Here is a 16,656-nt window from a genome sequence, read left to right on the forward strand (position 1 = left end):
TCTCTGAATTGGGTTACCAATTCATTGCTTCATTTTCACATTGATAAATTGTTCCATTTAATTACCCAATGTGTTGCTCTACAAACTCTTTAAATACTGCTTTGTGTTTATCTAAATCCAGATTTGGGGATACCGAAACGCGAGCGATGTAGTCTTTATCCGACTCCTTGGTAGTTCCCTGGGTACTGGTTGCTGGGATGGTCCAATAACAACCTTTTAGCTGACCGTAGCTTACGCAGTACTTACTTTCGTTTGGAATTTGCGTAATCATCAGGGTGATGAGTTTATTGTTTAGGTCGCGCTTGTACATTTCTCTTTCTTCTGGGGTATTTCCCTTGGTTGGTAAATCCAAAGAAAAGACAGAAGGGGTGAAGCCCTGTGCTGCAAGTTCTTCTGAGACAAAATTAATTTTAGCCTGAGGTAGTGTTTCTTCAATAAAATTTACAAAGGTTCTGGTGTTATTGTAGGCATCGGCAATGCGCTGCACCATACTCGGCATTTGTTCTGCCAGTATTTGCATTTGGAGGTCTGTGGCCTCGTTATCACATAGCTTAATGTGCTTGGCTATATCGGGCATTAATTCGGCTGCTTTGTCGTTTGCCACACAATATCCTGCCGTACATTTCCCACCGCTAGGAAATTTAGATCCACTCACATATGAAATGGTTTTTACGGCAGATAAAATCCCGTCCTCACTCACAAACCTTACGTTAGGACAAAAGGTCTGGTCCAAGATAAATACGGGTTCTACGGCCATTTCACCACTCGGGGTAGATCTTTGTTTGGAAAGTACAGCCTTTAAATCATCTAGGTTGGGGACCTCTACACGTGGATTGGTTGGTATTTCGGCGATAATAAGCGCAACGGCATCCTCCTTAGCTACTTGATCAAGTACCTGGTTAGTACTATCCACCATATTGTTATCTCCATCAACGGGTAAATCCATGATGTCTACATGATTTAAGCAGGCGGCAACACGCCTTGCCTGGTCGTTGGTTCCGCCGTAACAGTTCGGTGGTACGACAATTTTCACCTTCTTATTCGGGTGCATGCGCTGGGCATTGTCTATAAGCCCCATCATTATGGCGTACTGTATTGACAAGCCGCTAGATCCTAGAATGGCATCTGTTTTTGATCCGGTAATTTTGGCAATGGTGGAAAGAACCTTGGTTTTGCTTTCCGCAACTTGGTTTTTATCGGCAAGTGGAATCTCCTTTCCAAGCAGGTGCTCCAATGCGTAGAAACAATTAATTGGAGTCATTGCGATGGTTTCGCGTCTACGCACATGCTGAATCGCAGGAATATATTCTGTATTCTGGTTGTTGACTACCAAAATGCTTCCAAGTTCTTGATGAATGTTGATGATGAAATCGATGTTCTCAGCGAGATCAAAGGCGTTAATATCCTCCTTTTTGGTATAGATTACGGTGCTTCCATCAAAAGCTTTAGACAGCTCTTCCTGAGATGAATGCAGAGAAAAATTGTATCCGTAAACCGACTTTAATAGCTCGGCGTCGAAGTCACTTGGTAAATCTCCAGTATAAATAACTCTTGTGGCCTTTTTATCTCTTTGATTTTTTCTTAGCACAGCCAATAGAGGGGTAGTTCTGGATGAGAAGGTAATTACCTGATCGGGTGCTATGTTGTTGAGTTTGGCGATGGTCCACTCTAGAACGGAGGAGAGAGGATGTCCCAAACGGATATAATCGTATGCTGTGGGTAATTCGGCTAGGATTTCCTTGCTCACCTGGCCAGATTCAAACAATTTTTCAAACTCCAAGATAAATTCAGTCTTAGCTAGACTTTCGTTGTAGATATCCAGTCTGTGGGTAGTAAGATTTACCCAGTCTTTTGGACAGTTAGCAATTACTTTCTTGAGAAAATCCAGGAGTTTGGTATGCATATTCATCGATGGTCTTTTTTGTATAGTGAAACCGCGTAAAGGGCTGCAAAAATCAGCTATTGATTTAAAAATGCAAAGGAATCAAATTTTGTTCATTTAGCGAGGAGGAAGGGGGAGGAGTTAGGAGTTAAGGGGCAATGGTTAATGGTCAGTGGTTAATGGTCAGTGGTTAATGGTCAATGGTTAATGGTCAGTGGTTAATGGTCAGTGGTTAATAGTCAATGGTTAATAGTCAGTGGTTAATGGTCAGTGGTTAATGATCAATAGTTAATGGTCAATGGTTAATAGTCAATAGTGAATGGCTTAGGGATTGTAGCTGGGCCGAGCACATTGTTACATTGGTTCACTTTTACATTGATAAATTAGCCTGTTAGCGAAGCTTACTAATTAGTCTGGATTTTTTTGAAATATGTATCTTGCTGCGCATACTTTTATATTATGAATCGATTATTTTTCATTCTTACGATATTATTTTCCATCAACAATGTATACGGTCAGCCTTTTGAATTGCAGCGCGTAAATGAATTGCAGTTCCTGGATGTAAGAGAGGTTGTAAAAGATGATTCTGGAGACCTCTGGGCTGCGACTGGGGGCGGAGTGTACTTCAGTGATAATAATGGAGATTCTTGGGAATTGATTAACGACGGACTTCAATTATTAGGGACTGATGATTACAGAACCACCAATTCAATAAAGGACATTTGGCACACTTCCCATGGGCTTTTCTTGCTTACTGATTCCGGGGTATTGTTTAAACGTAATAAAGATTATTGGAGTCCATATTTTCAAAATTACGAAGTGTTTGACTTTGTGGAATGGAACGGACAATTGTACATAGCAGCAGCCGAAATCAATAGTTCTAATCAGAGATTTTATAGGGCAGAGATATTTAGGCCAGATTTTAGCTATAACACCTTATATAATGCTTTTGAATATACAGCCCATTTCAATGCAGGAACTGACATTTTTCACCCATTTCCAGACGGGTTGATATTAATAGATGAGTATAGCGTATTTAGTTATAAAAATGATTCTCTTGAGTTGTTATTTAGATTATCAACATTGGATGATATTCAAGATGTTGCCGGTAGAAATACGCTGGACTTTTATTTTTTAAGTGATGATTATACCCAGAATTTTTTCCACTATAAATATGGTGAGGTAGATACCATACGGCCAGGCGGAGAGGAATTTGCAGGTACGGAACTATTTCGTTTCCAGGGCGACATATTTGTCCATGGAAAAGATGGTTTAAATGGCTGGGTAAAAACGGCTAAACTTTATAAACAACATAATATCCTTGGTCAGCAAACTTGGGTAGAAACCGGTCCACATGAACAGGTTGTTCCTCCTAAATATTATAAGATTTTAGGGTTGAATAACGGCGAATTCCTGTATTGTGCAAAGGATCAATTAATGAGTGGAAATTCAGTTCTTGTTGGTCCAACACAAAGAAAAGGGGCCAACATTTTTAACGGTGATGTTGACGGGATGGCAATCCAGAATAATGATTTTTATATTCTTCACAATGGTAAAATCATGGGTAGAAATCTCAATAATGGAGATAGCATACCCACTCCAACACTGGATGAGAATGAAAGGGTATCCAATTTGAAAAATTCTGGAGATGACATTTGGGCGTATCGTATTGACAGGGAATTCCATTCATGGTTTTTAAGGGATTATTTCGTCAACATTTTTTCTAAAATGCCAGAGGGGGTATGGAGAAGGAGGCAAAATCCAGAGATAAATTATTCTAAATATTTCAATTTTTTAGGTGCGGGAGATGGAGCATTGAACTACAGGGATTATGGATATTTTAATCCCTTTGAATATTGGGTTTATGATTTCAATACTAATTCTTTCTCAACAGAACCTTGGGGAGAGGATACCACCAGAATGGTAGATCTTGTAGCTCGGGTAAACGGTTACGAATTTTTGCTGGTTTATGATATCGATTATTCTTCTGCGAATCCCTTTGTAAATAAGACTTATTGGTCAATTAGATATAAGTCTGCTTTAGATACTTGGACAGATCTTGAGTATTCCCGTAATAATCTGGGGTCAGACTGGGATTATTTCCGTGAGTTTGTGCAAACCGATGAGGGGGATGTGCTTTTAATTTATTACCGAAAAGATCCATCAACCCCAGTTGCAACCATCGTGGAGAAATTTAATTTCCAAGCGGGAGCTTTTGAGTTTTACAAGTCCATTCCTAAAGACTTCGACCCGAAAGAATTGGAGTATAGCAATGGTTTATGGTTTTATCATGAAAATGATGAAGACTTCTTTAGTTTTGATTTGGAAAATTGGTACACCTATGACTTTCAAAATCTACCAATTGGAGCAAAGGTTACCCTGTTAAAAAAACATGGCAATACGCTTTATGTGGGTACAGAAGGAAACGGTGTTTACCGGTACCAATTAAGCCCCACGAAAGTCCTAGAAAATCAAAAAGATTTTATGTTGGCTATTTATCCTAATCCGGTTTCAGATATGGTGAACATAAAGGCAGAAAAGAGACTTCTATCGTATCAAATTATATCTGTGGATGGAAAGGTGAGTCAGCAAGGAAGGTTTGATGTGCAGTCTAGCGTTCAGAAAATAAATGTCTCTGGATTGTCACCGGGAAGCTATATCCTTCAATTACAAACCAAAAATGGAGCTAGAGCTACTTCGAAATTGCTTGTAGAATAGGGAGTTAGGAGTTAAGGGTTAAGGGTTAAGGGGCAATGGTAGATAGTCAGTGGTCAATGGTTAGTGGTTGTGGATTACTGAATAGCGTTTCCCGATTTTAGATTTGGGTTTATCGGTGAACTGGTATACTAGTTAAAGGGTAAACTTGTTTGATTTGAAATAAAGGGGGGGTATCACCTTTCAAATGCATGAAAACAAAAAAGCCCCACCTTAACGGTGGGGCTCTCAAATAGTAGCGTTGCGATTAATAATTAGGCTTTTGCTTTTTCAACAATTGCTTTAAAAGCTTCTGGGTGGTTCATTGCTAGATCAGCAAGAACTTTACGGTTTAAATCGATACCCTGCTTTTTGCAAAGCCCCATAAATTGTGAATAAGATAATCCGTGCTCACGAGCTCCAGCGTTAATACGCTGAATCCATAAGCTTCTGAAGTTTCTTTTCTTTTGTTTACGCCCAGTGTATGCATATAACATACTCTTTTCAACGGCGTTCTTAGATACAGTCCAAACGTTTTTTCTTCTTCCGAAGAATCCTTTAGCCTGCTTTAAGATTTTTTTTCTGCGCGCCTTCGACGCTACGTGATTTACTGATCTTGGCATTTCTTTAATTGTTTTGAGCTAACGCGGCTTTCGCGCTTAATACATCAGCTCGGGTTGTTAACTTTTACCTTGTAATGCTTACTTAACTCTAAGCATTAATTTAACGTTAGTTTCATCCGCCTTATGAACTAAACCAGTCGCAGTTAAGTGACGTTTTTGCTTAGTTTCTTTTTTGGTTAGGATGTGGCTTTTGAAAGCGTGCTTTCTTTTTAGTTTTCCAGAACCTGTGAAGCTAAAACGCTTCTTGGCACTAGAGTTGGTTTTCATTTTTGGCATAATTCACAATTTTATGCTTCGCTACTATAAGTCGGTTAATTATTTCTTAGTCTTTGGGGTAAACATCATTATCATCCGCTTACCTTCAAGCTTCGGCATACTTTCTACCGTTGCTACTTCTTCTAATGCTTGGGCAAACTTTAAAAGCAAAATTTCTCCACGTTCCTTAAAAACAATGGTTCTACCTTTAAAGAATACGTATGCTTTTACTTTAGAACCTTCCTCCAAGAACTTTCTAGCGTGATTAAGCTTAAAGTTAAAATCGTGGTCATCGGTGTTAGGTCCGAATCTAATTTCCTTAACAGTAACTTTAGTTTGCTTTTGCTTAAGCTCTTTTTGCTTACGCTTTTGTTCGTACAAGAACTTCTTGTAATCTATCGCTTTACATACCGGCGGATCGGCATTAGGAGAGATCTCTACAAGGTCTAGTTCTAGTCCTTCAGCAATTTTTCTGGCCTCCTCAGCTGAGTATACACCTACTTCTACGTTATCTCCTACAAGTCTAACTTTAGGTACGCGAATGTCTTCGTTAATTCTGTGTGGATTACTCTTTTTCTGGGGAGTAAATGGTTTTCTTCTTGGCCTCAAATTGTGTTTTTTGGGTTAATGTTCTATGCTTTATAACTCGTTATTTCTTTTACTTCTGCTTCAATTTTTGCAACAAAGTCTTCAACTTTCATGGTTCCTAAGTCGCCTTCGCCTTTTTGGCGCACCGAAATTACACGGTTTTCTGCTTCTTTTTCCCCAACGATAATCATAAAAGGAATACGACTGATTTCTGCATCCCTAATTTTCTTACCAATCTTCTCGTTGCGTAAATCTATTTGGGCGCGAATTTCGGAATTATTTAACAATAATGAAACTTCCTCGGCGTAAGCGTTCACTTTTTCGCTAATTGGAAGGATAATTGCCTGTTCTGGAGCCAACCATAATGGGAATTTCCCCTCCGTATGCTCAATTAAAATCGCAACAAATCTTTCTAAGGATCCAAAAGGTGCACGGTGAATCATTACCGGGCGGTGCTTTTGGTTGTCGCTTCCAACATACTCCAATTCAAATCGCTCTGGTAAGCTATAATCCACCTGAATAGTTCCCAATTGCCACTTTCTTCCTAACGCATCCTTAACCATAAAGTCTAGTTTAGGTCCGTAGAAAGCCGCCTCATCGTATTCTACAACGGTGTTTAATCCTTTTTCCTGAGCCGATTCTATAATTGCCTGCTCTGCTTTTTCCCAATTCTCTTCAGATCCAATGTACTTTTCTCTGTCGGTTTGGTGTCTTAAGGATATTTGAGCCGTATAGTCTTCGAAACCAAGGCTTTTAAATACGTGCATTACAAGGTCAATCACCTTCTTAAACTCGTCTTTTACCTGATCTTGTGTACAGAAAATATGGGCATCGTCTTGGGTAAATCCTCTAACTCGGGTTAATCCGTGGAGCTCTCCACTTTGTTCGTAACGATAAACCGTTCCAAACTCGGCAAGTCTTAATGGCAAATCTTTGTACGACCTCGGTCTGCTGGCAAATATTTCGCAGTGGTGAGGGCAGTTCATTGGTTTTAACAAGAACTCTTCCCCTTCGTTTGGAGTGTTGATAGGTTGGAAAGAATCTGCACCATACTTTTCGTAGTGTCCCGAACAAACGTAAAGGTCCTTATGACCAATATGCGGGGTAATAACACCCTGGTAACCCGTTTTGCGCTGGGCATTTTTCATGAAATCAGTTAATCGATCTCTTAGCTCAGCTCCTTTTGGTAACCAAAGTGGTAAACCCTGTCCAACCTTTTCAGAAAAGGTAAATAGGTCTAATTCTTTCCCTAATTTTCTGTGGTCGCGCTTTTTAGCCTCTTCTAGTAAGTGTAAATGTTCTTTTAATTCACTCTTTTTAGGGAAGGTAACTCCGTATACACGAGTTAGCTGCTTATTTTTTTCGTCTCCACGCCAGTATGCGCCGGCGATATTAAGAAGTTTTACTGCTTTAATATGTTGTGTTCCAGGAATATGAGGTCCACGACAAAGGTCAGTAAAGTTTCCTTGTTCGTAGAAGGTAATGGTTCCGTCTTCGAGGTCTTCGATTAACTCTAACTTATACGGATCCCCTTCTTTTTTAAAGTATTCAATGGCCTCAGCTTTTGGAACTTCCTTTCTGATGAATGCATTGGCTTGTTTAGCCAATTCCAACATTTTCTGTTCTATTTTCTCCAGATCTTTTTCAGAAAGTTTGTATTCACCAAGGTCTATATCGTAATAAAATCCATTTTCAATAGGAGGTCCGATAGCAAATTTCACGTCTGGAAAGTAAAATTGAATAGCCTCGGCCATAAGGTGGGCTGAGGAATGCCAAAACGCATATTTCCCTCCATCATCCTTCCAAGTGAGTAGTTTTAAGTCTACATCTTCGGTTATTGGGCGGGTTGCATCCCAAACTTCACCGTTAATTTCAGCAGCTAATACATTGCGTGCCAGTCCTTCACTGATAGATTTAGCAACGTCTAATCCAGTAACGCCACTTTCGTATTCTCTAACCGAACCATCTGGTAGGGTAACCTTAATCATAACTGTTCCTGTAGATTTAAGTGGGCAAATATAGCCAATTAAACCGCCTTTGTAAGCTTTAACTTCAAGGCTTCATTACAATTATTATTTTAGCCCTCCGAGAAACACGATCATGAAAAAAATACTTGTTGCAAATAGAGGAGAAATAGCACTAAGAGTTATGCGTAGTGCAAAGGATATGGATATTAAAACGGTAGCTGTATTTTCTGATGCAGATAGAAATGCCCCTTTTGTGCGTTTTGCCGATGAGGCCTACCATATTGGTCCTAGTCCCTCGAAACATTCGTACTTAAACATAGATAAGATTATAGAGGTAGCTCAAAAAGCTGGTGTTGACGGAATTCACCCAGGCTATGGTTTCCTTTCTGAGAATGCTGTTTTCGCTGATAAAGTAGCCGAAGCTGGAATTACTTTCATTGGACCTAAATCCAAGTCTATGGAAGTAATGGGAAGTAAATTAGCTGCAAAAGATGCCGTAAAGAATTACAATATCCCATTAGTTCCCGGTTCGGACGGTGCCATTTCTGACGTGGATAAGGCAATAGAAATTGCCAAGGAAATTGGATTTCCCATTTTAGTTAAAGCCTCTGCCGGTGGGGGGGGAAAAGGAATGCGTATTGTTGAGTCCGTTGATGAGGTGAAGAGCGGAATGGAACGCGCAATTAGTGAGGCTGAGTCTGCCTTTGGTGACGGAGCAGTCTTTATTGAGAAATTCGTGGGTAGTCCACGCCACATCGAAATTCAGGTGCTGGCCGACACGCACGGAAATTGTGTGTACTTATTTGAGCGCGAATGTTCGGTTCAAAGAAGACACCAAAAAGTTATAGAAGAAGCACCCAGTGCAGTGTTGACCCCAGAATTAAGAAAGCAAATGGGTGAGGCTGCAGTAAAAGTGGCTAAAGCTTGTGACTATATTGGAGCGGGAACGGTAGAGTTCTTGGTAGATGAAAAACTGAATTTCTATTTCCTAGAAATGAACACCCGTCTGCAGGTTGAGCACCCAGTTACAGAGATGATTACTGGGGTAGACTTGGTTCAAGAGCAAATTAAGGTGGCAAGAGGCGAGAAATTGTCTTTTTCTCAGGAAGACCTAAGTATTCAAGGTCATTCGATCGAGGTTCGTGTTTATGCCGAAGATCCAGCCAATAATTTCCTTCCAGATATAGGTAAGTTAGAAACCTACAGAATACCGAAAGGACCTGGAATTCGTGTAGATGATGGTTTTGAGGAAGGAATGGAAATTCCTATTCACTACGATCCAATGATAGCCAAGTTAATTGTGCATGCAAACACAAGAGACGAAGCCATTGCGAGAATGTTAAGAGCTATTGAAGCCTACAGAATTACCGGTATTGAAACTACTTTACCTTTCTGCTCTTTCACCTTAAAGCACGAAGCATTTAGGAGTGGAAATTTCGATACCAACTTTGTAAAGCATCATTTTACACCAGACGTGCTTAAAGCAAACAACGAAGATGAAATGGCCGTTGCGTCCATGTTGGCACCAATCATTTTCGAGGATCAAAAAACCAAAGTAAAAGAAGGAGCCCACCTTGCAAAAGGAGAGGGAGTAAGTACTTGGAAATTAAAGCGTTAAAATTTTGGAATGCTTATTGTGTAATCCATTCTAAATTCATACGTTTTTAGGATATGTTACGCAATCTGTTGTTCGCAATATTCATTCTTTCTGTCCTTGGTGTTCAAGGGCAGAAAGATTATATCCCCCCCAGTAAAAATCGTGCGGTAAAGAAAGTAGTGTCTCAACAGGGTGATACCATTTTGGCTGTTGATTTACGAGAGGTGGAAATTCCAAGCGATCAGCAGCGAAAGGAGTTTTACACCGATTTAGGTAGAATGATATACAACGTTAAAAAGGTGTATCCCTACGCTAAGATAACCTCGGAAATTATCAATGAATACGATTCCATTTACGACCATTTTGATAGAAAAAGAGATCGCAAAAGGTTTTTAAAGCAGGTAGAGAAGGATTTAAAGGACGAATTTGAGGATGAGTTAAAGAATTTAACCGTTACTCAAGGTAGGATTTTGATCAAACTGATAAACCGCGAAACAGGAGTTACCTCTTACGACCTTATCAAAAACCTAAAAGGCGGGTTTAGCGCCTTTCTTTGGCAAGGAGTTGCCAAGCTTTTCGGTAGTAATCTGAAAGATGAATTTCAGAAAGATAGAGACGATGTAATGTTGGAATACATCGTAAGAAGAATAGAACGGGGAGAGATTTATGTCGCCCCCCGCGAAAGAAAAACTAAATTGGATATTTCCAAGTTAGATATTTAGCTTAACGTAACAGAGTTACCGTTCCCGTAATCTGTTGAATGTTGAACTTATCAAAATGCACCGTAGCAACGTAGGTGTATACACCTGGTTTTACGGGGTCTACCGTTCGGTTTAGATAGTTTCCATTCCAGGGTCCAGGGGTATCTTCTGAGTTAAAGACTAATCTTCCCCAACGATCAAAAATCATGTATTCAAAATCTACAATGTCGTAGCCAAGGGGAACCCAATTTCCATGTTCATTATATCCTCCGGTTGGCCATGTATCATTATCGGTATCTCCATTTGGAGTAAAGGTGTTAGAGAGAAAGATTTTCGAAATTTTCTCAATGCACTGAGTAACCGATGCAGAATCGACACATAATCCTCCACCATTATAGACATAGAGTTTAATTTGATAAACCCCCGTATCGGTATAGGTATGCGAAAAGTTTTCTCCAGCAAAAAAGGGTTTAACTCCCGATGTGTCTCCCATATCCCAACTTCCTCCTGTTGCCCCTACCGTTGCATTAACAATGTGGATGGTAGGGTCTAGTATGGAAATACATTCCTGACTTGGAACTTTGATGATATTAGCTTCTAAATACGGGTATTGAGGTAGGTATAGCACCGAATCAACATAGCAACCTGTAGCAAGGTCTCTTACCCGCACGGCATATGTGCCTGCTGGACCTCTAAAATTGGCGGTTGCAACGCTATCTTGATTTCTTCTTGCCCAGGTAAACGAAAGTGGATTAACAGAGGTTCCGTATAAATCCATGGTGTTAGTGTCTCCAAAGCAAACAGTCGGGCCAGGGTAGGCGTCGTATGTTATTTTTGGATTTACTGTAATCGTAGCGTAAGCCGTATCAGCGTAAGAACAGTAGTTTAACGCTTTGTCTCTTACAATTAGTCGGTAGGTAGTAGTTTCTTCGAGCGTTACTCTGATGTTAAATCTAGAACTTCCCCCAAAATCAGTTGGCTCCCAGTCTAGTTTGTAGGTAGATTGAAGGCCTCTTCCTCCAGAAACAAAGGCCTCAATTGACGTAGAAGCACCGAAACAAATACTATCGGCATAAACCAAAGAATCTATTTGGATAGGGGGCTCTACAGTAACCAGAGTAGAATCTACATACTCACAAGCTCCCGATCCATATACATATTTAATGTAATGGTCTCCACTTCCGGCTACACCGGGTTCAAAGGTGTTGTTGCTTGGATTAACCCCAGGTCCGTAGAAAGTTCCTGGAGAGGGCGTTCCAATTAAATTAACCACCCGCCCTTGTTCAAAACAATAAACCGGGGCTAATCCAGAAATATTAAGGACAGGTACCCTAACTACAACCCGTGTTGTGTCCTCACAGCCCCCCAGGGAGTAAATGGATTCAAAAACTCCGCTAAACCCAATTTGGGTAGGACTAAAGGTGCCCGCTGAAGGATCTTTAATACCAATACCTCTCCAAACACCTCCTGCGGGTGTTCCGGTGAGGTCAAAATCCACTTCCCTTGGGCAAATGGTGTCGTAAACAGCAGGGGTGGAGGCCGAAGGCTTAGGGCGTATTTGCACCTCCACAGAATCTAAACATCCGTTATTCTGAAATTCGTAATACACATAATAGCTTCCAGTAGGTTTGTTTCTTATATCAAGGGTGTCATTTGAAAAATCCGTTCCAAACCAAACTCCATTTGCTGGGCTGGGGTTTAAACTTGCTGTAGGAATAACGGCGATACTGTCGTAATCACAAACCGATATTATACTGTTGTCAACTCTTGTTTCTCGTAGGTAGAAAATGCGAGCATCGGTACATCCACCAAGGGTGTAATAGATGAAGATATTGGTGTCTTTACCTGCAAACTGAGGGGTGTTAAAGGTGAATACCGAAGAATCTATGTTTGCGGTGACACCGGTTCCAGACCAAATTCCATTAGCTGGATTACCTCCTGTTAATGCAAAAGCGTTGGTCGACGGGCAAATTACGGTGTCGACCCCGGCATTGATATCGAAAACTTCAACCGTTGTTGTGTCGACACAGCCATTAATCGTATACCAAAGAACATGTTTTCCAGGGCCTGCATTTCCGGGATTAAATCTTCCTCCCCAGTTTACTCCTGGTCCTTGCCAATAACCACCAGCAGGAGCAAATTGTAAATCGAAAGGAGCCTGGTTTACACACACAATTATTGAGTCTCGTGTTGGGACAGTAATACTATCTACAACGCGTACCGTTGTTGTTTTTTGACAACCAAAATTGGGTTCGGTGTAGGTAACCACAAAATCTCCAGTACCGGCTGTTGAGCTAAAATAGCCTGTGCTTGTAATTTGAGGATCCCCTGTCCATGTTCCTCCTGCGGGAGTACCGTTAATAAGTACAGAATCTGTATTTACACATACCGCAACTAACCAGGGCGTTTGAATAGGGTGTACGGTAATGTCCATGGTATTTGGACAACCATTGGGTGCTGTGTAGGCCACCGTTCTTGTTCCAGCCCCAGCGGCTGGGGGTCTAAACCTTCCCTGGGCGTTCATTCCTGGTCCCGACCAAAATCCGCCTGTAGGGGTGGCAGATAAAAATGTATCGGCATCAAATCTGCAAATGGAAAAATTTGCGGGCATAGTTGGTCTAGGTATACGAGTAATAACAATAGTGTCCGAGCTTGGAATGGAGTTTCCATCGGTAACCGTTACTATGTATGTAGTTATGCTATCGGTAGGGCAAACGCGGTTAACAGCATTATTTGGGCCTGCGGGCTGCCAGGTATATTGATAGTTATTAAAGTCTCCTCCAGTAACATCGGCGAAAAGATCTACGCAATCACCTTCGCAAAAAATGGTGTCTCCCAGAATTTCTACATCTAGAGGACAGTCTACAATATCGAAAGTTTGCGAAAGGGTAAATTGAAAGGGCCTACCACACATATCGAAGTAAACGACATCGCAGGTTACGGTATATCTTCCCGATTCGTCCAGGGGTCGGTCAAAATTCACAATTACTGTACTGGTTGTATCATCGGGTGCGGAACAACCCACGCCTGTTACGCTTGCTATGCTTCCCGTGGGACCAGATAAATTAAAGTTTTGGGTATTGATTTGGTTACAAACGATTCCTCGATCGAATTGTAGGGTAACCGAGGTACTTTCACAGGTGACATTTGGAATCGGTGCTAAGGTAGGAGGTACCGGATCTGGCGGGTCGAAAACCCAACGCATTCGCCAACCTTCGGCATTTACACTGGCATCAGAAACAAAATGGATGGTTACACATTCTCCAGTAATGGTAATGGTTCCTGGATTTTGGTCACCCGTATATTCTCCAATAAGTGGCCCCGTTCTATCAGGACCTTGATAAATACTAAGAATATCGAGTTTTACATTACCGGAGGATGCTTTTTCTAGCTCAAAAAGCTCAAAAGTAATGGTAACACTACTGGCACCTGGAACACAAATCGTAAAGGTGTAATTTTCGTTATGGTCGTACCCAGTTGGGTTATCGGCATTTCCAACTTCACTATCCAGCAAAATTCCCTCACAATCAGAAACCGTGAAGTTCCCCATGTTGTATGTAGGCTGACCATACAATAACACGGCGGTAAATAAGAAAAGACAACTTAATAGGCTTTTAACGAACTTCATTAATTCTGTCGCGGGGTAATAGTCATTAATGGAGACCTCACTGTATTGCTCCAGTTTCCGGCTCTATCTTTTAATCTAAAATGTAAATAGGTCTGTTCTTGGTCTTCCTCGGTACTTCTTCTAATAAGGGTTGGGATATATACTCTAATGGTGCCGCGAACACGTAGTTTTTCTCCGTTGGGGGTTACTGGTGGTAGCCTGTATTGCTCTGGGTTTTCATAGCGTTCATCCCACATTTCTAGGCTATTTACATCCGGGTTTTCATCGCCAATGTCTCCCTGTTCATCATAATATTCGATGACTGCAAAAACGGAGTCTTTGAATTCCTCTACGGTTGTTTTGGTCATGCCCTGAAGCGCGATTTCAGGGGCGCTTCCAGCCTCATCCTCTTTTTTACAAGAGCTAATTGCAAGGCTTAAAAAAAGGCCAAATGATAATATGTAGTGAAGCTTTTTATCCATTAAATCTAGCGAATGAGTAGTAAACCATTAGTTGAGGAGAGTTCCCATTGTTGGGAATTTCTGTAGGAGTTTCGAATTCATCTTGAACATATGCTCTTACATACCAAATTTCGTTTACCTGGAATTTTGTTTTGATATCCGTAATGGTAAAGGAATGAGTATACTCAACGGTTGACCCAGGAGTCCTTCCTTCTCCCATTATCGGAGTCCCCAATTTTTGAAGATCAAATTCCTCTGCATCAGAAAAATCATCCACTTCTAGAGAGATTTTAACCTTATTGTAGGTGAAATTTTTAGGATCCGTTTCGGCATCTTTAAAGGCAAAATAAAAAGTAACCTCATCTGCAGAAAAGGGAATTTGTATTTCGGTTTGGGCACCAGCTCTTCCTAGTTTTTGTACGCTTGGAGTACTCCCGTAAAGTCCTGCAAAGCTTGGTTTAACGTTTCCCTCGGAATAAGGAACGCCGAATACATTTGGAGCACCAGCTTCAATCCAGTTGGTAATGTTTTGAATGTATTGGTCTCTTTTAACCGGCCAATCCGAGTCAGGGTCTACCTCTAAAGGCATGGGAGAACCCGGATTAAGATTGTCATCTAGAATGCGTCCCAATAGGGCAGAATTAGCTGGTCGACCTGGGTCTACGATGTAGGTAAACGTATTGAATTCATTATTCTTCCTTACCGGTCCTTTAATTAGGGAACTGTAGGAGCTTTCCAGAGTGGTGAAGTCCAAAGGGGGGAAGGCTGGATCGTTTACATTAGTACCATCGTGGCACCCCGAATTGGCACAAGTTGGCTTTAAGATATTGGTATGTATGGCAATAAAGCTGTTTGGATCTGCATCTGGAACAGGATTAGTAACTCTACTAGGTTCCGAAGGGGCTTCGTCAAAAGGGTTTTTATCCTTTTTACAGGCTAAAAATGCAAACAGCGGTATGGCGGCAAAAAGTAATTTTCTCATTAGATGCGGTCTAATAAGGACTGAGAGTCTCCTCTTACATGTCCTACGTTTCTTACCTCGTTTTTAATTCCAAGAATGTCTGCAATAGTTAAGCAGCAATCCGCAGATAATCCAATGGGGTTGGCTTCATCTCCAACCTCCAAGCCAGCTGGAATTCCTTTCCCTATCATCTGGCCAAAAATCCTCCGGGTGTTGGCATCCGAGTGATCGAAACCATACCAGTCGTTTTGGTCGAATACGGGGTTGGGATTTAAATCTCTACCGTGCTCCGGACAAATAATCATAATGGTATTTCCAGCCATTTCTGGAATGGATTGAACATGCTGCCAAACTTGAGCAACTTTATTATCTCCAGAGTGAATTCCTCTTAAATATTGTGTAAAGTTTCCATGACAGGCGTCTACTCCTGAGGATAAATTAAAGGCCAGTAAAGTGGGTTTAAATTCACTCAGAATGGCTTTTGTAGCACTTATAACGTCACGACTTTTTTCTTGGTCGTATTGCTCCTGCATAAATTGCTTGATGTGGTATTTCTCATCCTCATCATTACCCAATTCATGGATAAATCCTCCCAAGTTTCTGTAGTAATCATCTAAAAAGTATTTCATTTTATAGATGTGCGACATCTCTTCTTCTGGATGGAAAATCTTTTCTTGAGAAAAGGTGTTTTTCCCTGGTGTACCGAATGTGGTAGGCGGTGCAAAGAAATTGGCTCCATATCTTATACCATAATCGCGATGCGACGAGGCATTCATAAGTGGAATGGAGTTTCTAATAGATTCCCCTACAAACCAAACTTTAGAGGCTTTTTCACCAGCATGTCTTCTTAGGTATTCAAAAATGGTTGGAGATAGGGGACGTTCTCTTAAGGCTTGAGAGAAATTGGTATTTCCAAGCAACATGGTTATAAAACCATTGTAATGCCCTGCGGCGGTAGCGCGCATTTCTCTGAAGGTAGTTCCCATATTTTGCACGGTATCGTTAAGAACCATGGGTTTAGGGGTGTCACCAGGAAGAAATCCATCGTCGCCATATACAATTTTATCCTCGGGCTGTTCTCCGTTAAAAAGGTTAATCATTATGTTCCCTGGGATAGCAAGTCCTTGAGAATCATCTAAATATCGCTGAAGAATCGATTCTTGTTGTCGTATTCCACCACCATACATGGCAAGAATTACGTGGTCGGCCATTCTACTTCCCGATTGAGCGAATAATCTACCCGAAGGAAGGATATAGGGAACGGCAATGGCTCCACCCGCTGCAAGTCCCGTTTTCTTTATAAAGGATCTTCTCTTCATC

12 protein-coding genes are annotated in these 16,656 nt (G+C 41.1%); 3 read left to right on the forward strand and 9 right to left on the reverse strand.

What is annotated here, in order from left to right:
- Positions 1–61: 61 nt before the first annotated feature.
- On the reverse strand, positions 62–1,909 hold the full coding sequence (locus FRX97_RS02770; protein ID WP_147013156.1) for a PLP-dependent aminotransferase family protein: 1,848 nt from the start codon (positions 1,907–1,909) through the stop codon (positions 62–64).
- A gap of 432 nt (positions 1,910–2,341) precedes the next feature.
- Between FRX97_RS02770 and FRX97_RS02775 the strand changes: the two genes are divergently transcribed.
- Positions 2,342–4,600, forward strand: coding sequence for a T9SS type A sorting domain-containing protein (locus tag FRX97_RS02775; protein ID WP_147013158.1), 2,259 nt, complete (start codon positions 2,342–2,344; stop codon positions 4,598–4,600).
- Between the two features lie 251 nt (positions 4,601–4,851).
- Here FRX97_RS02775 and rplT read toward each other — a convergent pair whose 3' ends face one another.
- From rplT to thrS, 4 genes are all read right to left on the reverse strand, one after another.
- Positions 4,852–5,199: a 50S ribosomal protein L20 gene (gene rplT, locus FRX97_RS02780; RefSeq protein ID WP_147013160.1), complete on the reverse strand. Its 348-nt coding sequence runs from the start codon at positions 5,197–5,199 to the stop codon at positions 4,852–4,854.
- 78 nt (positions 5,200–5,277) lie between these two features.
- Entirely contained in the window at positions 5,278–5,475 is a 198-nt protein-coding gene (gene rpmI / locus FRX97_RS02785) for a 50S ribosomal protein L35 (protein ID WP_147013163.1), read from the reverse strand.
- A 39-nt stretch (positions 5,476–5,514) separates the two neighbouring features.
- A complete protein-coding gene (gene infC / locus FRX97_RS02790) occupies positions 5,515–6,063 on the reverse strand; it encodes a translation initiation factor IF-3 (protein WP_147013165.1) in 549 nt (182 codons plus the stop codon).
- A 23-nt stretch (positions 6,064–6,086) separates the two neighbouring features.
- The gene (thrS, locus tag FRX97_RS02795; RefSeq protein ID WP_147013167.1) at positions 6,087–8,030 is read right to left on the reverse strand and encodes a threonine--tRNA ligase; all 1,944 of its coding nucleotides are present in this window, start codon (positions 8,028–8,030) and stop codon (positions 6,087–6,089) included.
- A 112-nt stretch (positions 8,031–8,142) separates the two neighbouring features.
- Here thrS and accC point away from each other — a divergent pair, with 112 nt between their 5' ends.
- Together accC and FRX97_RS02805 are read left to right on the forward strand one after the other, a co-directional pair.
- Positions 8,143–9,627, forward strand: coding sequence for an acetyl-CoA carboxylase biotin carboxylase subunit (accC, locus tag FRX97_RS02800; RefSeq protein WP_147013170.1), 1,485 nt, complete (start codon positions 8,143–8,145; stop codon positions 9,625–9,627).
- Between the two features lie 53 nt (positions 9,628–9,680).
- Positions 9,681–10,328: a DUF4294 domain-containing protein gene (locus FRX97_RS02805; protein WP_147013172.1), complete on the forward strand. Its 648-nt coding sequence runs from the start codon at positions 9,681–9,683 to the stop codon at positions 10,326–10,328.
- Between the two features lies 1 nt (position 10,329).
- Here the strand turns inward: FRX97_RS02805 and FRX97_RS02810 are convergent, their stop codons facing one another.
- Genes FRX97_RS02810 through FRX97_RS02825 form a run of 4 tightly spaced genes read right to left on the reverse strand, consistent with a single transcriptional unit; the run spans position 10,330 to position 16,655 of the window.
- The gene (locus FRX97_RS02810) at positions 10,330–13,935 is read right to left on the reverse strand and encodes a CUB domain-containing protein (RefSeq protein ID WP_147013174.1); all 3,606 of its coding nucleotides are present in this window, start codon (positions 13,933–13,935) and stop codon (positions 10,330–10,332) included.
- Complete coding sequence (locus FRX97_RS02815; protein ID WP_147013176.1) at positions 13,935–14,396, reverse strand: hypothetical protein; 462 nt, start codon at positions 14,394–14,396, stop codon at positions 13,935–13,937. Before FRX97_RS02815 ends, FRX97_RS02810 begins: the two co-directional genes overlap by 1 nt.
- The gene (locus FRX97_RS02820; RefSeq protein WP_147013178.1) at positions 14,389–15,357 is read right to left on the reverse strand and encodes a hypothetical protein; all 969 of its coding nucleotides are present in this window, start codon (positions 15,355–15,357) and stop codon (positions 14,389–14,391) included. The genes FRX97_RS02815 and FRX97_RS02820 overlap by 8 nt, the downstream gene beginning before the upstream one ends.
- Positions 15,357–16,655 carry a hypothetical protein gene (locus FRX97_RS02825; RefSeq protein ID WP_147013180.1) on the reverse strand — a complete coding sequence of 433 codons (1,299 nt, stop codon included), beginning with the start codon at positions 16,653–16,655 and terminating at the stop codon, positions 15,357–15,359. Before FRX97_RS02825 ends, FRX97_RS02820 begins: the two co-directional genes overlap by 1 nt.
- Position 16,656 lies beyond the last annotated feature (1 nt).

Origin of the sequence: Luteibaculum oceani (assembly GCF_007995015.1) — a bacterium.
Classification (GTDB): Bacteria; Bacteroidota; Bacteroidia; order Flavobacteriales_D; family Luteibaculaceae; genus Luteibaculum; species Luteibaculum oceani.